The 22,186-nt window shown below is 45.0% G+C and carries 18 protein-coding genes; 10 read left to right on the forward strand and 8 right to left on the reverse strand.

The window, feature by feature from the left end; genetic code table 11:
• Positions 1-38 precede the first annotated feature (38 nt).
• Both HL061_RS05345 and fumC read right to left on the reverse strand, forming a co-directional pair.
• A complete protein-coding gene (locus HL061_RS05345) occupies positions 39-1,130 on the reverse strand; it encodes a DUF4238 domain-containing protein (protein ID WP_071002144.1) in 1,092 nt (363 codons plus the stop codon).
• Between the two features lie 190 nt (positions 1,131-1,320).
• Entirely contained in the window at positions 1,321-2,724 is a 1,404-nt protein-coding gene (fumC, locus tag HL061_RS05350; RefSeq protein WP_240366014.1) for a class II fumarate hydratase, read from the reverse strand.
• Positions 2,725-2,931: 207 nt separating this feature from the next.
• On the opposite strand from fumC, the gene HL061_RS05355 reads away from it, so the two are divergent.
• Positions 2,932-3,597: a 5-formyltetrahydrofolate cyclo-ligase gene (locus tag HL061_RS05355; protein ID WP_252962596.1), complete on the forward strand. Its 666-nt coding sequence runs from the start codon at positions 2,932-2,934 to the stop codon at positions 3,595-3,597.
• On the forward strand, positions 3,597-3,851 hold the full coding sequence (locus HL061_RS05360) for a hypothetical protein (protein WP_240366012.1): 255 nt from the start codon (positions 3,597-3,599) through the stop codon (positions 3,849-3,851). The genes HL061_RS05355 and HL061_RS05360 overlap by 1 nt, the downstream gene beginning before the upstream one ends.
• A 113-nt stretch (positions 3,852-3,964) precedes the next feature.
• Here HL061_RS05360 and HL061_RS05365 read toward each other — a convergent pair whose 3' ends face one another.
• Positions 3,965-5,326, reverse strand: coding sequence for a Na+/H+ antiporter NhaC family protein (locus HL061_RS05365; RefSeq protein ID WP_252962597.1), 1,362 nt, complete (start codon positions 5,324-5,326; stop codon positions 3,965-3,967).
• A gap of 425 nt (positions 5,327-5,751) precedes the next feature.
• Here HL061_RS05365 and lon point away from each other — a divergent pair, with 425 nt between their 5' ends.
• From lon to HL061_RS05380, 3 genes are all read left to right on the forward strand, one after another.
• Positions 5,752-8,352, forward strand: coding sequence for an endopeptidase La (gene lon / locus HL061_RS05370; RefSeq protein WP_252962598.1), 2,601 nt, complete (start codon positions 5,752-5,754; stop codon positions 8,350-8,352).
• 142 nt (positions 8,353-8,494) lie between these two features.
• Positions 8,495-9,616: an META domain-containing protein gene (locus HL061_RS05375; protein WP_252962599.1), complete on the forward strand. Its 1,122-nt coding sequence runs from the start codon at positions 8,495-8,497 to the stop codon at positions 9,614-9,616.
• A 195-nt stretch (positions 9,617-9,811) separates the two neighbouring features.
• A complete protein-coding gene (locus HL061_RS05380) occupies positions 9,812-10,369 on the forward strand; it encodes a superoxide dismutase family protein (RefSeq protein ID WP_212564267.1) in 558 nt (185 codons plus the stop codon).
• Between the two features lie 80 nt (positions 10,370-10,449).
• Here HL061_RS05380 and topA read toward each other — a convergent pair whose 3' ends face one another.
• Both topA and HL061_RS05390 read right to left on the reverse strand, forming a co-directional pair.
• A complete protein-coding gene (topA, locus tag HL061_RS05385; protein WP_252962600.1) occupies positions 10,450-13,116 on the reverse strand; it encodes a type I DNA topoisomerase in 2,667 nt (888 codons plus the stop codon).
• A 293-nt stretch (positions 13,117-13,409) separates the two neighbouring features.
• A complete protein-coding gene (locus tag HL061_RS05390) occupies positions 13,410-14,012 on the reverse strand; it encodes a hypothetical protein (RefSeq protein ID WP_075106813.1) in 603 nt (200 codons plus the stop codon).
• A gap of 400 nt (positions 14,013-14,412) precedes the next feature.
• Between HL061_RS05390 and HL061_RS05395 the strand changes: the two genes are divergently transcribed.
• Positions 14,413-14,946, forward strand: a complete 534-nt coding sequence (locus tag HL061_RS05395) for a DUF2799 domain-containing protein (RefSeq protein ID WP_071002154.1) — start codon at positions 14,413-14,415, stop codon at positions 14,944-14,946.
• A gap of 200 nt (positions 14,947-15,146) precedes the next feature.
• Here the strand turns inward: HL061_RS05395 and HL061_RS05400 are convergent, their stop codons facing one another.
• From HL061_RS05400 to HL061_RS05410, 3 genes are all read right to left on the reverse strand, one after another.
• Positions 15,147-15,548 carry a biopolymer transporter ExbD gene (locus tag HL061_RS05400; protein WP_240366009.1) on the reverse strand — a complete coding sequence of 134 codons (402 nt, stop codon included), beginning with the start codon at positions 15,546-15,548 and terminating at the stop codon, positions 15,147-15,149.
• Between the two features lie 50 nt (positions 15,549-15,598).
• On the reverse strand, positions 15,599-16,285 hold the full coding sequence (locus tag HL061_RS05405) for a MotA/TolQ/ExbB proton channel family protein (RefSeq protein WP_071002156.1): 687 nt from the start codon (positions 16,283-16,285) through the stop codon (positions 15,599-15,601).
• A 108-nt stretch (positions 16,286-16,393) separates the two neighbouring features.
• Positions 16,394-17,350, reverse strand: a complete 957-nt coding sequence (locus HL061_RS05410; protein WP_252962601.1) for an energy transducer TonB — start codon at positions 17,348-17,350, stop codon at positions 16,394-16,396.
• Positions 17,351-17,859: 509 nt separating this feature from the next.
• Between HL061_RS05410 and HL061_RS05415 the strand changes: the two genes are divergently transcribed.
• From HL061_RS05415 to HL061_RS05430, 4 genes are all read left to right on the forward strand, one after another.
• The gene (locus HL061_RS05415) at positions 17,860-18,897 is read left to right on the forward strand and encodes an ABC transporter substrate-binding protein (protein WP_252962602.1); all 1,038 of its coding nucleotides are present in this window, start codon (positions 17,860-17,862) and stop codon (positions 18,895-18,897) included.
• 82 nt (positions 18,898-18,979) lie between these two features.
• Positions 18,980-20,074 (forward strand): iron chelate uptake ABC transporter family permease subunit, encoded by a 1,095-nt coding sequence (locus HL061_RS05420; protein WP_083328863.1) that lies wholly within the window; start codon positions 18,980-18,982, stop codon positions 20,072-20,074.
• A gap of 114 nt (positions 20,075-20,188) precedes the next feature.
• Positions 20,189-21,274, forward strand: a complete 1,086-nt coding sequence (locus HL061_RS05425; RefSeq protein ID WP_093070511.1) for an iron chelate uptake ABC transporter family permease subunit — start codon at positions 20,189-20,191, stop codon at positions 21,272-21,274.
• Positions 21,275-21,349: 75 nt separating this feature from the next.
• Positions 21,350-22,120 carry an ATP-binding cassette domain-containing protein gene (locus HL061_RS05430; RefSeq protein ID WP_186473877.1) on the forward strand — a complete coding sequence of 257 codons (771 nt, stop codon included), beginning with the start codon at positions 21,350-21,352 and terminating at the stop codon, positions 22,118-22,120.
• Positions 22,121-22,186: the final 66 nt, after the last annotated feature.

Here is a 22,186-nt window from a genome sequence, read left to right on the forward strand (position 1 = left end):
TTTAGTTGTTCGAATAAGATTACTTTTACTGACTCTAGCTAGCCTTTGCGGATCGACATTTTATAAAAATCACTTCGCCCTGTTTTTTTTACTACTGCTTGACGAACAAAATCATCATACGTGTCATTTGTCATTATAAACCCATTTGGCTTCCAATTTATTACTCTAGGCCATATTGGTGGTGCAGCGTAAACAGTTTGAGAGACTTTGAAGAATTTTTGGTTCACTTTAATTTCAGAAACGTCAATTCGATTTTCATCTTTTATCTTGCCATCAGAATTATCTGAAATGTAAAATTCTGTTTTATGACCTTGCAAAGATTTTGAATACTCTACTTCGTTATGAAGACTCTCTATATATAGGGCACTATCTGGATTTGCTGTGTATATATTAGCTCGACAATTCAGTAACTGAAGATAGTTAAAAGCATCTATATCATACCTATTTTTAAGCTGAACCCACCCTTTTATATTAGCAATACTATAAACATCTTTATCATAGGCCAACATAAGAATTCTAGGAGTAAGAGGTAAAATAAATAGTGCTCCTGATGACTGTAATCCAAAAGACCTAAATTGCACTTTTTTATTGAGAAAATACCATCGATTTGTGAGTACTGCTGGATGGTCTGAGGTTATGAAATCAGTTTTAGTATTGTTCTTTAAAATACAAACCTTTAAGTCATGAATTAAATGCCTATTTTTTAAGATCGACTGTATTACTTTGTGAACAACTTTTTTAACTTCCATTTTAATGTCAATAGAAAGCAAGGTTTTTATATCTTGTTCAGTTGATTCAGCAGTAGACTTAGCGAACTCCTCAGTTCTTGCACGTTGAAGTAGCCAAAATTCTATGAGAAATAGCTTGTCATTGTCTGTCAGAACGTGATTTATGTTTTCAAGATTGCGAACTATTTCAGAGAACTGACCTTCAATCGGCTGTAACGCTTTTTCCAATGCAAGATCTTCACCATAGAAATAGTTCCTCGAACATTGATTTTTTATAGGTGCATTTTTAATTAGCTTTTTTCTGTCCAAGTTATAAACACAGATGGCCGCTTTTGATTCATCTATGGAGAAATTTTTTAGATAACACTGAGGTACATAATGTTGGTTCTTATTGGAAGCCATTTTTTGCCTCATTGAATGTAATTTTGATATTGAGAGTAAACTTAATACGATAATAAGTAAATCGTATTATCTCTATAGCAAATGAAACAACTAATAGTTAAAAGTAGTATCAGATCCAAAATCGAAAACAAAAAAAAGACCTTGCCATACGACAAGGTCTTTTTACTATTCTAAAAAACTATTAGATAGCTTACTTAGGATGTACCATATCAGCAGGAATGACCCACTCATCAAACTGCGCTTCAGTTAATAGCTCCAGCTCAACCGCCACCTGCTTCAACGTTTTGTTTTCTTTATAAGCCGTCTTAGCGATTTTTGCCGCGTTTTCATAACCAACATGACGGTTCAATGACGTCACTAGCATCAATGAGTTATGCAAGAAGTCATCGATTTTTTCTTTGACTGGCTCGATACCAACCGCACAGTTTTCGTTGAAACTGTTGCACGCATCGCCCAGTAGCTTGATAGACTGTAATAGGTTAAAGGCGATCACTGGCTTATACACGTTTAGCTCAAAGTTACCTGACGCGCCCGCCATGCTGATAGTCGTATCGTTACCCATGACCTGAGCGACAACCATAGTCATTGCTTCTGACTGCGTTGGGTTTACTTTGCCTGGCATGATAGAAGAGCCTGGCTCATTTTCAGGAATCGTCAACTCACCCAAACCACAACGAGGACCTGATGCCAACCAACGTACGTCGTTAGCGATTTTGTTTAAGCTAGCGGCTAGTGTTTTGAGTGCGCCTGATGCAAATACTTCTGCATCACGAGCGGCTAGTGCTTCAAATTTATTTGGGGATGTGACAAATGGCAAGCCCGTCAAAGTCGCTAGTTGCTCAGCTGCTTTTACTGCATAGTCAGGATGGGCGTTTAGACCAGTACCAACCGCAGTACCGCCTAGTGGCAATTCATATAGACCTTGTAGCGCATTGTCGATGCGAGTCAATGCATGGTCAAGTTGGCTGACATAACCGCTGAACTCTTGACCTAAGGTCAAAGGTGTAGCGTCCTGCAAATGTGTACGACCAATTTTAACAATGCTATCGAATTCTTTGGACTTTTTATCTAAGGTATCGCGTAGTGCTTTTACCGCTGGAATCAATAAGCTGTTGATTTGACGCGCAGCCGCCACACGAATCGCCGTTGGGAAGCTGTCGTTGGTAGACTGTGCATGGTTCACATGGTCATTTGGGTGAATTGGCGTGTAGCTGCCACGCTCAGAACCCGCGATTTCGTTAGCACGGTTGGCCAGCACTTCGTTCATGTTCATGTTTGACTGCGTACCAGAACCGGTCTGCCATACCACGAGCGGGAACTGATCGGTAAGACCACCATTGATGATTTCATCTGCCGCTTGTACGATAAGGTCGCGCTTGTCGCCTTCGATACGCTCTAGGCTTGCATTGGTAATCGCAGCGGCTTTTTTGACCAGTGCCATCGCTTCAATCATTGGACGCGGCAATGTCTCGCCACCGATTTTGAAGTTTTCGCGGCTACGCTGTGTTTGCGCTCCCCAATAGGCATCAGCTGGGACTTCTACGTTACCCATGGTGTCTTTCTCAAGTCGTGTTGCCTGATTCTGTGTCGACATAACTACCCTCTTTGATGGTTTGTTGTTTTATGACTGCTCTAAAAAATGCAACATCCGCTGCACATAAAGGAGAATACGATATAAAGTGGCGTTATGATAGCATGACTAGGACGTGTTGAATATTCACAAATCGCTTTGGTCAATGCCTAAAAACGAATCTCTAAAAGCGCCCCTCATCAATCTGATATGTCATTGGATAAGATACCTATGCACTCTGAAACCATGCCCACTGAGTCAAAAATGCTTAACTCACAAGAACCTACGCTAAGTAATCCACCCAGACGGCACTTTACTCGCCAGCGTCGTCAATTAAGTGATGGCGCGCGTAGAAATTTGGCGCAAGCAGCGAGCTTGCATTTGAGCAAATTACAGCAGCGGCTATCAAAAAATGCGCGTATTGGGCTATATTATGATGGATTTGGCGAGCTACCCACTCAGCCACTGCTGGATTGGTGCATATGCTTAGGCTATTCTCCTTATTTACCTGTCGTTGGTTCTCTCGGACGTACTAGTAATGGCAGTGATAATAAACGGTTGCGTTTTGTGCCTGTTTACCACTCAAAACTCGTCAACCTCCCCACTCGCATTCATCAGCTCGGAATGAAACAAAATCATAGCCGCGCTCTATTATGGGCGTCAGAATTAGACGTTATTATCTGTCCTTTAGTCGCGGTAGATAAACACGGTAATCGTATGGGCATGGGTGGCGGTTTTTATGATACGACGCTTGGCAAAAGCTATCGCTCAGGGGTCAAGAAACCATTAAAAATTGGCTGGTGTTATGACTTTCAAGTGGTTGAACAATTAGCGCGTCAGCCGTGGGATGTGCCATTAGATGGCTTAATTACGCCAAACGGCATAAGGTGGTTTTAATGAAAGACGATAAACAATTTGAAAAAGTCTCTAGCGCTGCTGATTCCAGTGCAGACCGTGTGGATGAATATTTGCAAAGGTTAGGTAGCGATGACGCTAGAGAGCAACGTTACTACAGTCAAGAGCAACCGTTTAGCGCTGATGAGATGACACGATTAGTCAATGAAGTACGCTTAAATGAGCTGCTCGCGCAAAGTGATGCGTTTTTGAGCAGTTTGAATGGTGAGATTAAGGATTTTGATGAAGATTGTTAAAAATATAGGCAGTTTGAGCAATTAATAGAAACGAAAAAAGGCGAGTATAGTAACTCTTTATGCTAGTTGCTATACCCACCTTTTATATCAAACCCAATCATTCAAATCATTTACTAAAGCACCATCGCCGCAATCCAGCCAAATGCCAGTAGCGGAATATTGTAGTGAATAAAGGTTGGCACCACACTGTCTTTGATATGGTCGTGCTGTCCATCGATGTTAAGACCCGATGTGGGACCCAATGTCGAATCTGACGCAGGAGAACCGGCATCACCCAGCGCGCCAGCTGTACCGATAATTGCAACCGTTGCTAATGGCGAAAACTCTAAAGAGATACATAGCGGCACATAGATCGCGGCCAAAATAGGAATGGTCGAGAAGGACGAGCCGATACCCATAGTCACAATCAAACCGATCAAGAGCATGATAAATGCTGCCATCGCTTTATTACCACCGAACAGTGACGCCGCCCCATCAACGAGTGGCTGAATCTGCTCTGTCGCTTTCATGACTTCAGCAAAACCTTGCGCGGTAATCATAATAAAGCCAATCATCGCCATCAATTTGATACCATCATTAAAGACACCATCAGCATCACGCCATTTCACCACGCCTGTCGCCATAAACACGCCAAAGCCAAATATCGAGCCAAGTAGTAGCGAATCAGTGTATAGCTGCACGACGAAAGCCGTCACGATAGCAGCCAATGCAACCAGCGTCTTTAGCTTGCTTTGCGACTGAGCGCCAGCGGCTGTTTTACTTAATGCATCGCCTTCTACGACGGCATCATGCGCTTGCTGATCTATCGCAATCTGCTGATACTCGCGCGGCTTACGGTAACTGATAAATACCGCGACCAGCAGACCAATGAGCATGCCAAGCGCAGGAATTGCCATGGCTTTCACCACAGAAATATTGGCAACATCAATGCCCGCTTCACCGACGTTTTTTAGCATAATTTGATTGAGGTAAATATCACCGAACCCATACGGTATAAACATATAAGTGGTGACAAGGCCAAAGGTAATCAGACAGGCAATCAGGCGGCGATCTATCTGCATACGGTTGAACGCCAAAAGCAGCGGCGGTACCAGCAGTGGAATAAAGGCAATATGAATAGGGATTAGGTTTTGGCTAAAGCAGCTCATGGTAATGAGGCCTGCAAACAGCATATATTTAATCATGCCACTCGTGCCCGCAGCATCAATGCGTCTAATCACCGCCCCTGCCAATGACTGCGGCAATCCCGAGTGCGCGATCGCCACGGCAAACGCCCCTAGCAAGGCATACGATAGCGCAATCTGTGCGCCATTACGGATACCTTCTTGAAAAGCATTGAGCGTATCGGTAATACCCAGACCTGCTAACAATCCACCTGCTAGCGCCCCGATTAATAAACTGAGCACCACGTGCACGCGCGAAAGTGACAGTCCTAGCATAATAATAACTGCCAGCAGTACCGCATTGATGGCCATGTATTGCCCCTTGCTCTTTATAACTTGGTCTCATTGAGACCGATGAATAGTAACACTGATGAATATCGCTGTGCTGTCTAAAACGTCTTAATGTCGGCTCGTTTCTCAGACGCGTTTTTAGACGGGCGCCAGTTTACCTTATTTTGGATATAAAGCCCATGCATAGAACCGAATTAGACACCCGCATCTCACACACGCTCTCGCTATCTAATGGTGAGATTTTACTTATTTAATGCAGACACAGCATTTTTAATCCAACTTTTTAATCCAATAACCGCATTGAAACGTCGGTGTTTGTCGCACTATTTAACAAAGATAACTGTGCATCTTTGCCAATGAGACTTGCAATTTTATCTGTGGACACCATTTATCTAGACATGAACCACGAACTTGACTTTACAAGTCCGGGGAAAGAGGAAAAATATATGAGTGAACATAAAATTACCCAAGACAATATCGACATTGATGTCGACGCTTCATCTACTGCTACAAACAACAATGAGGCAGAGGCCTTGTCGAATGCAGCACAAAAAGCGGCGTCAACCAATGAGACAGACACTGGTCTTGATAACACTGACTCTAATAATAAAGATGTAAACGACAACCAAGATGAAAGCTACTTGCCACTCTTGGCATTGCGAGATGTGGTTGTCTACCCGCACATGCAGATTGCCTTGTTTGTGGGACGTGCGCCATCGGTGAAAGCCGTTGAGCTGGCACAAGCTGAGTATGGCAACAAAGTACTGGTCGTCGCCCAAAAAGACTCATTGACCGAAGACATTGATCAAGACAACTTGTATCAATACGGTACGGTGTGCCGCATCGTCAGCACCATGCCGCACGATAGCGATGAGAACTGCATCAAAGTACTCATCGAAGGTCAATATCGCGCCCGTGTCGACAATATCGAAAGTCATGACGACTTATTGATGGCGAGATTTGAGCGTGCTGATCTTGATGTCAGCATGGATGAGAGCCAGAAGAAAAACACTATTCAGGCGTTGACCACCCTGTTTGAAGGCTATGCGGATGCGCGTCTGCGTAATGCCCGTGAGCTAACTCGCGTGGCCAAACGCATCGATGATTTGCTTGAACTGGTTTATTTCATCTCAACCCGCGTGTCAATGGATTTGGATGTTAAACAGTCGTTCTTAGAAGAAAATAATATCAAAACGCATATCAACACCTTGACGGAATATCTGGTCAAGCAAAGTGCTGAGCAAAATATCGAGCAAGATATTCAAGATGCGGTCCGTCAGCAGATGGAAGACAATCAGCGCGAGTACTTCTTAAATGAGAAGATGAAAGCGATCAAAAACGAGCTATCAGATCTCAATGATGGCGCGTTTGATGGCGAAGATGATGTCGCTGAGCTAGAGCAGCGTCTAGAAGATGCTGACTTGCCAGACGATGTGCGCAAAAAAGCGGAGCAAGAGTTTAAAAAGCTTAAAATGATGCCACCTGCATCAAGCGAATCGTCAGTGGTACGCAACTACATTGAGTGGATTTTGGATACGCCGTGGAATGCGACGACCAAAGTCTCAATCAATCTAGACAAGGCAAAAACGGTCTTAGACGAAGATCACTATGGCTTACAAGATGTCAAAGATCGCATCTTAGAATATCTCGCCGTACAATCACGCGTGAAAAAACTGCGTGGCCCGATTCTATGTCTCGTCGGTCCTCCAGGTGTTGGTAAAACCTCGTTGGGTGAGTCGATTGCGCGCGCAACGGGTCGTAAATTTGTCCGTATGGCACTAGGCGGCGTACGTGATGAAGCGGAAATCCGCGGTCATCGCCGTACTTATATCGGTGCGATGCCGGGTAAAATCGTGCAGTCACTGGCAAAAGTCGAAGTGAAAAACCCACTATTCTTATTGGATGAAATCGATAAGATGGCGCAAGACTTCCGCGGCGATCCAGCATCAGCATTGCTTGAAGTATTAGACCCATCACAGAACGACACCTTTAACGACCATTATTTAGATATGGACTTAGATTTGTCGCAAGTGATGTTTATCTGTACGGCTAACAGCATGGATATTCCACCTGCGCTACTTGACCGTATGGAAGTCATTCGTCTGCCGGGTTATACCGAAGAAGAAAAGGTCAACATCGCACAGAAATACCTCGTACCAAAAGCGATCAAGAATAACGGTCTCAAAGAAGGCGAGATTGAGATTGTTGAAGCGGCCCTACACAGTATCGTACGAAGCTATACCCGTGAAGCAGGTGTACGTAACCTTGAGCGTGAAGTCAATAAAATCTGCCGCAAAGTCGTTCGCGATTCGGTTGAAACTCATGGCGCGCGCGCTCCGAAAAAAGCGGAACGTCAGCTAGTGACCGTCGATGACAAGAACATCGATGATTATCTAGGTGTGCACCAGTATGACTACGGTCTGGCGGAAGAAGAGCCTGAGATTGGTCGTGTCACTGGTCTTGCGTGGACACAAGTGGGCGGCGAGCTGCTTACTATTGAAGCGGTCGCTATGAAAGGTAAAGGTGAGCTTAGCTTCACCGGCTCACTTGGCGATGTGATGAAAGAGTCGATTCGTGCGGCGATGAGTGTGGTGCGTGCTCGCGGTGACAGTCTTGGCATTGACTATGAGACAGTCAAAACCACAGATATCCATGTGCACATGCCAGAAGGCGCCACGCCAAAAGACGGTCCTTCTGCTGGTGGTGCATTGACGACTGCACTGGTCTCTGCCTTGACAGGTATTGCCATTCGTCCAGATATCGCCATGACAGGTGAGATTACCTTGCGCGGCAAAATCCTACGTATCGGTGGTCTCAAAGAGAAGCTACTGGCAGCGCATCGCGGCGGCATCAAGCATGTCCTGATTCCAGAGAGTAACGAGCGCGACCTAGCTGATATCCCCGACAATGTCAAAGAAGGCTTGACTATTCAGCCAGTTGCGACGATTGAAGAGATTTTAAAGGTTGCTTTGGTAGATATGCCAAAACCGCTCAAGCCTGCAAAAGTGACGGTTGATAAAACGGCAGGCAAAGCGCTACACAACTAATTGAGTATTCGTTAGTCAATGCTTAAAAAATAAGAGCCGCTCATCACTATGATGGGCGGCTTTTTTTTGGCAATAATAAACAACAATCTCTCTAGAACCTTGTGATATATTTTAGACAAATGTCTATTTATTGGAAATTATAATGTCAAATAATTTACGGATGCCTTTAGCGATAATAAGCGCCTTATTACCTCTCGCCCTACTAGGTTGCCAAACAAACAGCTTCAATCATTCAGCGCAAACCAGTACCGTCATTGACGATAAAAACTGGTCAGCGGCTACCCTCAAACCCAGACTGTTTCAAACCATCACAGGCTATAACTGGCAATTAACACAGGTTAGTAATGATAAAGGCAAACTCACACGCCTCAACCTTCAGCCGCCCCTAACGATGGACGTTCGCCCAGACCTGTTAACTTTTGATGACGGCTGTTATCGATACATCGTGTCCTTTGATATGTGGCTGCCTCTACCTTATCCTTATACACAAGCATCAATACAAGATACAACTAAATCACCAGTCACGGCTGCTGACTGCACTGCGATATATCAAGCAACTACCCAAGATTGGCGCGGTAATACAATCATCCCTAGCGATACAGCATATCTATTAAACGCAACTTTTAAGCCTTATGCAGGAACGAATTTTACATTTGTTCCCGCGCTGCCTCAGTCAGTACGTGCTACCAAAACCTTAGAAAAACAGCTGGCTTTAAGAACGGATAAGGGCAAAACCCTAATCTTTACGGGCACGCCTAAACCTGAACGCCCCGTAGCTGGCATACTACTCACCAATGAATTATTAGAGGGCTATCGTTGGCAACTATTACAAGTGACGGACCAAACAGGCGCCGTCATGAGCGAATTTACGCAGACAGAAAAGCCCATCACCCTTTCCTACGGTTTGGATAACTATGGTGACGATGAAAGTGACGAAAAAAATGGTTTTGAGTCAGGTATATATGGTCAAAGCTTTGGTATCTCTGTTGGCTGCAACGGCGTTAGTGGGCCTTACACCCTCTCTATCAATCAAAATTTACTCACTGGCGGTTTTCCTTCCACAATGATGAGCTGCGGTGACACTATTGATGACATTGAGTCACGGCTTCGACATATGATGGCCTATAGCACGAGTCGACTGATCTTAACGCACGCGGATAATAAGGCAACTATAGCGCAGTCAGAGCAAAGCTATTTACTCACCCAAACGCTAGATTCTGGCGAGACATTAATTTGGAAAAATGAGCCAAAGAAAATCCCTTAATACACTTTCAAACCCATACGTTACTTACATTTATTAACCGATTGTTGCGCATTTAATGAATAACTATAGGGTTTGCTTGGCTATACTGACGATGATGTTAACGAATATCGATACGCGCTCTAACAGAACAATAAATACAGATATTTGTAACTTTAACTACGTTCTAAATAATGAATAAAATAACTGGAGATAATAATGAATAAGACAATGCTTGCAAGTGCCCTACTATGCGGATCAGCGTTAGCCATGACTGGTTGCCAAACGGTCGAAGGTCAAATGCAAACAGGCAATCCTGTCAATCAGCCAGCACTAAAATCTACCATCAAAGCAGTGAGCGGTGATAAGAACGAAGTCGGACAGATGTTCCTGCGTCCTGTCGATGGCGGTGTACAAGTCTACGGTAAGCTCATGAATCTACAGCCGGGCCAAACGGTTGCACTACATATTCATGAGACAGGTAGCTGTGCTGATATGGGTAAAGCGGCAGGCGGTCACTTCAATCCTGACAACAAACCACATTCTAATCCCGATGATATGAATGGTCATGCAGGTGACCTACCTAACCTGACAGCCAATGAAGATGGCGTCGCTACTATCAACTATGTGAACAAAAAAATCACGGCCGATAAAGCAGGTAAGTATAGCGTGAATCGCCGCGCCTTTATCGTACATTCTGGCGCTGACGATTACACCAGCCAACCATCAGGCGCATCAGGTGACCGTGTTGCTTGCGGTATTATCGAGATGAACTAATACTATATATATTAGCCATAAAAAACCTCTTAACTATTGTATACGGTTAAGAGGTTTTTTTATGACCGGTAGAAAAGTGGTTACTCTTCTACCCACTCGCCTTTACGCCAGTACACACCCCAACGGGTGGCCTTGCCGTTTTTCTCAGAGCCGATGTACTGCTCTTTTTTCTTACGTGACCAACGTAATATAGTTGGGTTACCCTCAGGATCTTCATCTGGCCCTGCAAACAGATATTGGAACTTGTCTTCCATCTTGTCTTTTATTTCACGTAGCTCAGCGAGCTTGGGCGCACGAGTCTCGCGCACCTTTGGAAATTTAGAGGCCGCAAGGAACATGCCAGCCGCCCCTTCACGCAAGATGAAGTAATCATCATGCTTGGTCGATTTTAGCTCTGGTAGATGAATAGGATCCATACGCGGCGGTGCTGCTTCGCCTGTTTTTAGCACCTTGCGGGTGTTGTCGCAGTTCTGACAAGCAAAGTATGGGCCAAAGCGACCTGTCTTTAGCTCCATCTGACCATCACACTTGTCACAGTCGATGGTTGGCGCATCTGAGCCTGGTACTTCAAACTTACCTTCTTCTAGAATATAACCGTCACAATCAGGGTTATTACCGCAGATGTGTAGCTTGAGACCACCATCGACGATATAACCATTCATGGCGGTGCCGCATTTCGGACAGCGTTTTTTCTCCATCAAATCTTTGACTTCTGCCGCTTCGTCATCACCTTCTGCATCATCTAAGTTGGCAAACGCTTCGACTGGCATTAGATTTTTGGTGCCTTTACAGCGCTCTTTCGGCGGCAAGTTATAGCCAGTACAACCCAAAAATACGCCTGTTGACCCTGTACGCAGCTGCATCGGACGATCACAGATATCACAATGGACATCTGGCACGTCGGTTGGATCATTCGGACGCATGCCATCTTTGCCTTTGGCATGCTCAAGGGTGGTTTTGAACTCACCATAGAAATTATCGAGCACGTCTTTCCAATCTTGCTCACCCTCGGCGACATGATCGAGCTTGTCTTCAAGCGCAGCAGTAAAGGTATAATCCATCAAATCTGGGAAGCTTGCGGTCAATCTATCGGTGACGATATCGCCCATTTTTTCGGCAAACAAGCGCTTGTTTTCGAGCTTGACATAGCCGCGGTCTTGAATGGTGGAGATAATTGAGGCATAAGTCGAGGGACGACCAATACCTTTTTTCTCAAGCTCTTTGACAAGGCTTGCCTCAGTATAGCGCGGTGGCGGCTTGGTAAAGTGTTGGCTCGGATCGAGCTTATCTAGGGTGAGCTTATCGCCTTTTTTGACATCAGGGAGCAGCGTATCATCAGTTTTGGCCGGCGGCATAACACGAGTATAGCCATCAAAAGTCATCGTACGGCCGCGCGCTTTTAGCTCGACATTACCCGCCTCTACCAAAAGATTGACTGATAGATATTTGGCAGGCAACATCTGACACGCCACAAACTGCCGCCAGATTAGCTCGTATAGACGTATGGCATCACGCTCAACGCCTTTCATTTGCGTTGACTTTAAGTTGACATTAGAAGGACGAATCGCTTCATGCGCCTCTTGTGCGCCTTGCTTATTGCCATAAAAATTTGGCTTTTCTGGTACGTATTTTGCGCCATAGCTGTCTTCGATATGACCACGGACAGCCGCGAGCGCATCACCAGACAAGAACGTCGAGTCGGTACGCATATAAGTGATGTGACCCGCCTCATATAGACGCTGCGCCAAAATCATGGTCTTTTTAACAGAAAATCCCAAACGTGTACTGGCGGCTTGCTGCAAAGTCGAGGTGATAAAAGGCGCACTTGGACGTGACTGGGTTGGCTTCTCTTCACGCTCTTTAACGATAAAATCGCTTGCCTTGAGTATCTCAAGCACTTTATCGGTTTGCTCTTTATTGCCAAGCTTTAGCGTTTTACCGCCTTGTTTGGTCGCCTCTAAACGGATACCGATTTGCTCCGCATCTGAGGCTTTTTTGGTTTTATCATGAGCGACATGTGTATCTGCATGGATTTGCCAGTATTCTTCTGGAATGAACGCGCGAATTTCATGCTCACGCTCAACGACCAAGCGCATAGCGACTGACTGCACACGGCCTGCTGATAGTCCGCGAGCAATCTTTTGCCATAATAGTGGCGATATCATAAAGCCAACGACACGGTCCAAGAATCTGCGCGCTTGCTGAGCATTGACGCGATCGATATCAAGCTTTGAGGGTTGTTTAAAGGCATTTTGGATGGCTGATTTGGTAATCTCATTAAAGACCACACGTTGATACTTGCTATCAGGGCCGCCGATAACTTCTTTTAGATGCCAAGCGATCGCCTCCCCTTCTCTATCCATATCCGTTGCCAGATAGATTTTGTCAGCGTCTTTGGCCAGTGCTTTGAGCTCTTTGATGACCTTGGTTTTGTTTGGCAATACTTCATAGACCGCCGCCCAGTCGTGTTCTGGATCTACGCCCATACGGCGTACCAGTGCTTGCTGTGCTTTTTCTTCTTTTGTCAGGTTGTCATCTTTTTTGGTCGTGGTTGCTTTTTTTGCGCTTTTATTTGCACTAACTGGTAAATCACGGACATGACCGATGCTCGAGCGTACGATAAAATCATCGCCAAGATATTTATTAATGGTTTTTGCTTTGGCTGGTGATTCTACAATCACCAAAGACTTGCCCTTTGGGCTGTCAGCAGCTGATGCTGCGGTTTTTTTGGTTGTGGTTTTTGCCATATTTGACGACACCATAATATAAGTGATTAAAAGTATAAGTAGATTGAAAGTAACATTACAGTCAGCAGCGGAGTAATTTATGGGTGCTGATGATCAGGGGTTAGCCATGACCCAGCTATTTATAGTAATAGTAGCTGCTGATAAAAAAGGTTATAAAACAAATTATAACCATAAAATAAAGATATAGTTATAAAGACGTTACACTGCTAAGCGTTAAACTGTCAACTTTAAATAAATTGAATATAAAAAACTGCTTGTATATAGGCTGTTAATGGAGACAAAAAAGCGCTTTACTAGCCTTTCACGTCTTTTTGCATTTGTATCGCCCATTTCTCAAGATTGGCTTTGAGCACTAACAGATCTGCCTCAATCCGTTGCTGATGATACGTGGGATTAGAGTTTGGGCGCACGTAAGCAATGTCTTCCCAATAGATGATAATGCTATTTGCCTTGGTCATCAGCCCTTTAACAAACGGCTCAATGCTCACTGGTAGCTCTAATGGCGCTTTGTCCAAGCTAAAATCGGTTTTTTTCACCGTCACATTATTGCTGCTTTGCGTAGAGCGAATGGCACTTGGAATATGGAGTGTTTTTGCATCATCGCTGGTATCAACAAAACTACTATCTGGTCGCCATTGTCCATCGATCACTTGATAGCGTGTGTGCGGCAGTTTGGTCTCTTCTAATATCAGACAATACTGTCCAAGCATACCGCGGCCATATTCATTATCACGACCTTTGATCCAATCAGGGCAAGCAACGAGCTTTGGATTAAGCTGCAAACGGCGTGCGGTCATACGCAGCTTGTCTAAACGCTGATCGATACCATTCGGTTTGAGCGCCATCATACTCCCTAAGACGAATAGTACAATGATAACGCCAATCAATGTTCCCATGATGCTCTGGCCTTTTAACTAAATAAAAATGATGCTAAACAATATCAATATAACTGCCACGGCTGATAACCGCTGTCTACGCTAACAGTAAAAATAACGGCTTTATAAATAACTATCCTATAAATCGTTAACGTGAACTGGCTGCTACTCACATGACAGATAACGATATAGCAAGACTTATAATGAGCTCGAACCCGCAAAAATCAAGCACTGCCACTCAACTACTATTCAAAAACTGGCTATATGGCTCACTCTTTATTTGTCAGTTATACTGTTAAATCAGACATTTAGCGTGCCTAATCATCAGTAGCATAGCCACATACAAAAACCAGATACAAAAAGTGGTCGGCGTAAAAAAGTGCTATGATAAACCATAATTTTAAACGCGCGCAGGTTTATTATGAATTATCTTATTAAGTCAAACTCGTCAAGCGCTTATATCGCTAGCAAGCTGACAGGTAAACTCCTGAGCAACACTGTCATAAGCTTATCATTACTTGGCGCAATCGTGCTAACAGTGTCAGGCTGTGCCACCACCCAAAGCCTGACCCCGCAGCAATGTCAAAGCAGTAACTGGCAAGAAGTCGGTTATGCCGATGGTCTACAAGGTCGTTCAGGGGCTTACTTCGGGCATTATACCAACAGCTGCGCCAGTGTTGGCGGCGCAAGTCCCAATCGCATACAGTGGGAGCAAGGACGACAGCAAGGTCTCAAAAACTACTGTACCGAACTGAATGCTTATAAGCTCGGTCGCGAAGGCTATGACTGGCAGCCAGTCTGTCCATTAGAAGGTATTGAGAAATTAGAAGAAGCTTACTCTCAAGGACGCTACTACTATATCCGTCAGCGCGATCTGGATTACTTGCGCTCGCCTTATCCGTTTGGTTACGGACATCTGGGCTTTGGCTACCGTCCATTTGGCTATGGCTGGTAAAAAGAAAACCTCAGTGATGACTTAATTTGAGGTTTAAGTCGTCACTGAGGTCGGAGAGAAGCTTATTATTTTGATCGTTCTTATTATTGTTATGGCGCTCGTGCTATTCATTGGCTTGTTGATTTATATCGCCAATTTTTTGCTGTAACGGACGTTGCATTTCGCTGCTTATTACTACTTACTACCGTTTATCGCTGCTATTATTCATTGACAAAGGCAATCTTGGTAAGTCCTGCTTGACTGGCAGCCGCCAAGACCTGAGCAACCGTATCATACTTACCTTCTTTATCGGCGCGCAGTTGTACTGAAGGATCTTTGCCGGTTGCGCCTTGCTCTTGCAGACGCGCCTCTAGCGCTTCCATGCTGATGGGATCGCTGTCCCAAAATATTCCCGCGTCTTTATCAATACTGATTTGAATGGCTTCTGGCGGCGTTTGATTGACCTCAGCACTGGTCTTTGGCAAATCTAAAGGAACCGTCGGATTCAGCACGGTCGCTGTCAATAAAAAGATAATCATCAATACCAGCATGATATCGATAAGCGGAATGAGGTTCATCTCATTCATACCTTGAACGTCATTATCACCCAGTTGAAATGCCATAATTATTCTCAATATTTGTGTTTATTGTCATGCCGCCAAGAGGTGCTTTTTTATTCTGCCACAGAGCTGCTGTAGTGGCGCGCTTGCTGCGTGTCTACTGCTGCATCGATAGTATTTGAGCGATTGCCTTTAACCGCCTGCACCGATGTTGCGCCCGCATTCGGGCTAGTAGACGATGGCACAGGCTCAGCAGACCCGGACAACAGATCATGTGCTCTATCATTGGCTTGATACATCACACGGCGATTGATACGTACTGCTAGGTTGTAAAACACCACAGCTGGAATAGCCACAGCGATACCAAGACCCGTCATAATTAGTGCCTCACCAACGGGGCCTGCCACTTGTCCCAATCCTGCCTGTCCACTCATACCAATATTATGCAGCGCGTGGAAAATGCCCCACACCGTGCCAAATAAGCCGATAAATGGCGCGATGGCGGCTGTCGTGCCAAGAATAGGTAAGCCGCGCTCGCTCGCAAAACGGTAGCGCCCTATGTGCTTGAGTAACGTCTGTTCAGTGACCAAACGACGAGCGGCAGCATCGGAGCCGACCAAATCGGCCTGCTTTGCTTGTAGTTGTTGACTCAAGTCATCTGCCACACTGGTCGCCAGTTTGCGACTTTGCAATACGCGGACGATACCTGTCACCCAAGAGAGAATAGATAACGCAAGTAACAAAAAGAATAACGTCTTTGTCACCATGTCGCTGATCTGCCAGTATTGCATAAAGTCCATATCAGACTCCTTAATGTTTTATGCCATCACATGCTACTAAAATGAGTATCATGCCTTGTCTTATTATGAAAAATTATCAATAAATACGTTGTTATATAATATAAATACTTAAGGAACTACATAGCTGATCGGCAAGGTCACATTGCCCACCACTGGTGCGCCATTCTTGGTAAAGGGTTTGAACTTGCCAAAGCGTACTTGACGCTGGGCTTCTTTATCCAGCAAAGTATTGCCTGAAGACTGCGCCACTCGCACGCTATCGATACCACCTTGTTTATTGACACGCAATACCAATACCACGTTGAGCGTATCACCTGAACGCGCTCTACGTGCTGCACGATCAGGAAAGCTAAAGTTTGGCGCAGAGGCCCAATTGGCAGCGCTCGCAGTAAAGCTTACAGGCTCATTACTCTGTGCTCGAGCAGCAGCTTCTGCAGCTGCCTCAGCTGCTTCTCTAGCGGCTTGTGCTTGGGCGGCGGCTTCTGCTTCTCTAGCAGCTTTTGCTTGTGCCGCAGCCTTAGCATCCGCGACTCTTTTGGCTTCTTGCGCTGCTCTGTCTTGTGCTTCTTGAGCGGCTTTTTTGGCTCGAGCAGCAGCCGATGTATCGACTATCGGTTCTGAGCTGATCTTTTTGGGTGCTGCTTCTTTTGGTACAGGCTTTTGACTACTCTCAGTAGATGTTTTTTCGGTTGCGATGATTGGCGGTGTTTCAGATACTTTTTTCACCACAGGCTTCGCTGGTTCTATAGGTGTCTCGACACGCTTCTTAGGCGGTGGCTCTGCTTTTGGCTTTTGTACAGGCTTAGGTTGCACTTCTTTTTTGACGGTGACCTTTTTGACCTGCTGCACAGGTTCTTTCGTTTCTACTTTCGCTACTGCATTATTAGCAGGTAACGTCACAAACTCTATTTCGACAGGCGTGATATCTTTTTTTGGCGCAAGCTGTGGTTTGGGCGTTTTGATCACCGCCAAGGCGACTGCGGTGAGTACATGCAACCCTACCACTACGAGAAGAGATAGCAGTATCAATCTGGTTGGTGGTGTCTCTAAATCCGTTGAACTCATAACAGCCTAATGTTTATTATCCGAGGTGGAATGGCGTTGATAATAATGCAAACGATAATTATTATCAATAATAATTTATAATATTTTTTTTTGCTTTGTGAACTCATTGCCTCTTATCTCTGACAGATACCCTATAACTATTGAGCATTACTGCCATCTCGCCCGTATTTAGCTCGCTTTTTTAATAAGTCTTTTAGATAAGTACTTATCGCCAATAAAAATCATTATCATTATTATTGATAATGAGTCTCAACTACTTTATCATAACGGCTGTTTGGTTTTTTCGTATCATGATCAAAAACTGATGCGCATAAAAATATCCAAACCATAAAACGCTCAACCCAAAAGAATAAGGCTAGAGAGTAAAACTGACAGGCGCTCTATCGGCACCCCTTTGATATGAGCATTACTCTGCTCAGCTGCTCTCATCATTTTCTATTTTTATTGTGCTACCTGTGCAGTTATCTTATTAACAGACTGCTTAAACATCCTGATATACCGAGTCCCTTATGTCTACTACCCCATTATCACACCGTCGTACTATTCCTATTTTTAAACGTCCATTATTGATGATGACAGCTTTAATCGCTGCTATCAGTGTGACAGGTTGTAGCTCGCCTGAGACTGAATCAGCTGATGCGACAGCTACCAATCAAACGGCCAATGAGTCGTCAAACGTGGCCAATAACGATGCCGTATCTGCTGAAAAAATCACGGTGAATACGGTTAAGGGTGATGTTGAATTGGCAATGAGTCCCTCACCATTGGTGGTTTATGACATGACCTTGATGCAAGACTTGGCAGCACTAGATGTGGCTGTTGACGGTATGCCAGGCAGTTTGCTGTTAGACAATTTACACTCAAAAACGCAGCCTGAACCAAAAGCGGTCGGCACTGTGTTTGAGCCAGATCTTGAGGCATTGAATGCCATGCAACCACAAGCAATATTGGTGGGCTCACGCATGGCAGAAAAATATAATGAGCTGTCAAACATCGCGCCGACGTTGGATATGTCTATCGACACGGCTAATATTTATGAGTCGAGTAAGCAGCGTTTGCATGATTTGGGTGCGTTGTTTGGCAAAAGCGATCAGGCCGCTAGATTGCAACAAAACATAGATACGCTTATTGACGAGACAAAGGGTGTCACTAAAGATAAAGGCACTGGTCTGGTCGTTATGGTTAATGGCAATAAAATGTCAGCATATGGCGATAAATCTCGTTACGGGTTTATCCATACGGTGCTAGATGTGCCAATGGCAGATAAGCAGATTGCCGATGCCCCTCATGGACAGCCGGTCTCTTTTGAATATATCCAAAAAGCCAACCCAGACTGGTTGTTTGTTATCGATCGCAGCGCCGCGATTGGTGAAGATGGTATCGGTGCCAAAGCCGTATTGGACAATCCGCTGGTCGCGCAAACCAACGCTTGGAGCAAGCAGCAAGTGGTTTATCTAAGCCCAGACTCTTACCTAGCGTTTGGTGGCTATTACCAATGGATGCAGGATCTCACAACGATTAAAGATGCTTTTGCTAACGCTAAATAACGTCGTTCTCTATACAAGCGATTATTGCACAAGTAGGTAATTATTACCGTTAACCTTGCTCATTTTTAAGCCAATAAAGATTATGTCGTTATTTTCACACCGTGCTCGTGCTAGGCTCAAACCTAACGCTTCTCTGCCAGTATCAAATTGGCAAGGAAGCGCTAGCCATACTTTAGGCTCGAAATATCGACGTGCTGCCATGCCACCGTGGTTAATCAACACCGCAAGCCTCATTATCATGGGGCTTTTGGTGTTATTGAGCTTATCTATTGGTGTGGCTGACTTTTCGTGGTCGGGTATCTTACAAAGTATCATTAGTCATAGTGCAAACTCTGATAGCTCGCTACTACTGGTCAGCCGTATCCCGCGCACCGTTGCGATTATTTTGACGGGCATTGCGATGGCAGTGGCGGGAATGATCATCCAAGTGGTGCTAAAAAACCGCTTTGTAGAGCCGTCCATGGTCGGTGCTACCCAAAGCGCCGCGCTCGGTTTGCTGGTAGTCAGTCTGCTATTTCCTGCCAGTGCGCTCATTGTGAAGATGAGCGTAGCGACCATCGCCGCTGTATTCGGCATGATGCTATTTATGCTATTGATTCACCGTATTCCGCCGACTGATTTTTTGATGGTTCCACTGATTGGTATTGTCTTCGGCGGCATTATCGAAGCAGTCACTACCTTTATCGCCTATCAAACCGAATCGCTACAGATGCTCAGCGTGTGGCAGTTTGGGGATTTCTCAGGCGTCTTGGCAGGTCGTTATGAGCTTTTGTGGCTCACGGGCGCGCTGTGTGTACTCGCCTATATCATCGCCGATAAGCTAACCATCGTTGGTTTGGGTGACAATATCGCCTTGAACTTAGGTATTAGTAAACGCCAAGTGACGTGGATTGGTGTGGGGATGGTGGCCATGATGAGTGCCGTTGTCGTCGTGACGGTCGGTATGATTCCTTTTATTGGCCTCGTCGTGCCAAACATTGTGAGCCGACTGATGGGAGATAAGTTGCGTCGTAGCTTGCCTGCAGTCGCGCTACTTGGTGCTTCGGCAGTATTGCTGTGCGATATTATCGGTCGCTCGATTCGCTATCCATTTGAAGTGCCTGTTGCCACCATATTTGGCGTGGTCGGTACAGTGCTGTTTTTATGGCTATTACTGCGCGCGCCAGCTGAGCAATAAGACTAAGCAGTAAAGCTGAATAATAAAACAGCAATCTTTAATCGATTAACCACTCACTTACCGTCGTTCATTTTTTGCCTTATTTAGATAAGCTTGGCATCATAGGATTTATTTATGTTCTCATCAACTAAGCTTAGTGCCACAAAGGCTCGTTCTACGGAAACCAACACAGCGATAGATAACTCATCTGCAGCAGATGGTCAGTATTCAGCTGCTGCCCAAGGTCAGTTGGCAAAGCTTTGGGCATGGATAGCTGCGCATCCGAAATCCATTGCAGCTATTATTCTACTGATCTCGATGACCTTGTTTATGACACTCAATGTCAATGGCTATTGGGACTTTGCGCTACCGCTACGCGGCAAAAAACTGCTGGCACTGATGGTGGTTGGCTATGCGATTGGCGTGTCGACGTTATTGTTTCAAACGTTGACTCACAATCCAATTCTAACGCCCTCCCTACTCGGGTTTGATTCGCTCTATGTTTTGCTACAAAGCTTACTGGTTTTCTTTTTAGGGGCGATTAGTTTTACCAGTCTCGATCCTATTGCCAAGTTCACGCTAGAGATTGTCCTGATGTTTGGGGCATCTTTATTATTATTTAAGCTATTATTTTCTAAAAGCAGTCAGGATCTGACACGCTTGATATTGGTGGGCGTTATCTTTGGTGTGTTGTTCCGCAGTTTATCAGCACTCATTGCACGGCTGATTAACCCTGATGATTTTGTGGTCGTACAGTCCGCTAGCTACGCGCAGTTCAATACGGTCAATCCTCAGCTATTAGGCATTAGCCTATTTATCTGTATCATCACTGCGGTGTTTGTCTGGCGCTGGCGCTACCAATGCGATGTGCTGATGCTCGGACAAGCCCAAGCCATTAACCTTGGTATCCATTATCAACGTCTGGCATTTGGCCTATTAACTGTTATCGCAGTGCTAGTCGCCACAGCCACGGCACTGGTCGGTCCAGTGACTTTCTTTGGTCTATTGGTTTGTGCATTGACCAATCGTATCGCTCGACACATGTATCATACTGAGCGGCTGATATTGGTCAGTTTGGTCGCTATGATTTGCTTGGTGTTGGGTCAGACACTCTTTGAGCAAGTGCTAGATATGGCAGGCGTATTGTCCGTTGTGATAGAGCTCGCAGGTGGCCTCGTGTTCTTGGCATTGATATTTATGTCCCAGCGCCGTTCGTTATAACGACTTAGCCGACATTGTTTATTTGGCTGATGCTGTTGATAAAGAAAGCCCTAAGACTTTTTAAATAAGACGATTATGATTAAACTGAATAATATCTCTCACCATATTGGCAAACAAAAAATCTTGCATGACATTACGCTTTCTCTACCAACGGCACAGGTCATTGCTTTGATTGGGCCTAACGGCGCTGGAAAATCGACGTTGTTTTCTGTCATGGCTCGCTTGCAACCACTGCAATCTGGGCAAGTGAGCTTCGCTGTAGATAATGAAGAACGTGATATTGTCAGTTGTCAGGCGCGCACACTTGCCAAGACGGTCGCGATGCTCGGACAAGACAACCATGTACAAGGACGACTGCGCGTGCATGAGCTGCTGATGTTTGGTCGTTACCCTTATCATCAAGGACAACCAACCGCAGAAGATCAGCAAAAAGTACAGGAAATCCTCGAACGCTTTGAGCTTGAGCCACTTGCCGAGCGTTTCTTGTCAACGCTATCAGGTGGACAGCGTCAGCGCGTGCTGATTGCGATGATTGTCTGCCAAGATACGCCCTATCTATTGCTTGATGAGCCACTCAATAACCTAGATATGTATCATGCTGGTCGACTCATGCGTGAGCTACGTACGCTTAGCCACAGCCAGCAAAAAACCGTGGTGATCGTCCTACATGATATCAATCAAGCAGCACAATTTGCCGATACGGTCGTTACAATGAAAGCAGGAGAAGTGATGGCTGTTGGTCGCCCTGCTGATGTTATTACTCAAGAGACAATGAAAGATTTATACAATGTCGATGTGACTGTGCTCAATCATCAGGGTCGTCCTGTGATTGTTGATACGGTGTAAAACCCCACTTCTTCTTATGTAAAAAAGCTCAATATAATGCTAGTACATTGGTACTAGCACTATATT

This window comes from Psychrobacter sp. PSP (genome assembly GCF_024085615.1).
GTDB lineage: Bacteria > Pseudomonadota > Gammaproteobacteria > Pseudomonadales > Moraxellaceae > Psychrobacter > Psychrobacter pacificensis.

Coding starts and splice junctions, on each gene's coding strand:
- HL061_RS05345 (WP_071002144.1), bottom strand. CDS start 1,130: ATGGCTTCCAATAAGAACCAACATTATGTACCTCAGTGTTATCTAAAA.
- fumC (WP_240366014.1), bottom strand. CDS start 2,724: ATGTCGACACAGAATCAGGCAACACGACTTGAGAAAGACACCATGGGT.
- HL061_RS05355 (WP_252962596.1), top strand. CDS start 2,932: ATGCACTCTGAAACCATGCCCACTGAGTCAAAAATGCTTAACTCACAA.
- HL061_RS05360 (WP_240366012.1), top strand. CDS start 3,597: ATGAAAGACGATAAACAATTTGAAAAAGTCTCTAGCGCTGCTGATTCC.
- HL061_RS05365 (WP_252962597.1), bottom strand. CDS start 5,326: ATGGCCATCAATGCGGTACTGCTGGCAGTTATTATTATGCTAGGACTG.
- lon (WP_252962598.1), top strand. CDS start 5,752: ATGAGTGAACATAAAATTACCCAAGACAATATCGACATTGATGTCGAC.
- HL061_RS05375 (WP_252962599.1), top strand. CDS start 8,495: ATGTCAAATAATTTACGGATGCCTTTAGCGATAATAAGCGCCTTATTA.
- HL061_RS05380 (WP_212564267.1), top strand. CDS start 9,812: ATGAATAAGACAATGCTTGCAAGTGCCCTACTATGCGGATCAGCGTTA.
- topA (WP_252962600.1), bottom strand. CDS start 13,116: ATGGCAAAAACCACAACCAAAAAAACCGCAGCATCAGCTGCTGACAGC.
- HL061_RS05390 (WP_075106813.1), bottom strand. CDS start 14,012: ATGGGAACATTGATTGGCGTTATCATTGTACTATTCGTCTTAGGGAGT.
- HL061_RS05395 (WP_071002154.1), top strand. CDS start 14,413: ATGAATTATCTTATTAAGTCAAACTCGTCAAGCGCTTATATCGCTAGC.
- HL061_RS05400 (WP_240366009.1), bottom strand. CDS start 15,548: ATGGCATTTCAACTGGGTGATAATGACGTTCAAGGTATGAATGAGATG.
- HL061_RS05405 (WP_071002156.1), bottom strand. CDS start 16,285: ATGGACTTTATGCAATACTGGCAGATCAGCGACATGGTGACAAAGACG.
- HL061_RS05410 (WP_252962601.1), bottom strand. CDS start 17,350: ATGAGTTCAACGGATTTAGAGACACCACCAACCAGATTGATACTGCTA.
- HL061_RS05415 (WP_252962602.1), top strand. CDS start 17,860: ATGTCTACTACCCCATTATCACACCGTCGTACTATTCCTATTTTTAAA.
- HL061_RS05420 (WP_083328863.1), top strand. CDS start 18,980: ATGTCGTTATTTTCACACCGTGCTCGTGCTAGGCTCAAACCTAACGCT.
- HL061_RS05425 (WP_093070511.1), top strand. CDS start 20,189: ATGTTCTCATCAACTAAGCTTAGTGCCACAAAGGCTCGTTCTACGGAA.
- HL061_RS05430 (WP_186473877.1), top strand. CDS start 21,350: ATGATTAAACTGAATAATATCTCTCACCATATTGGCAAACAAAAAATC.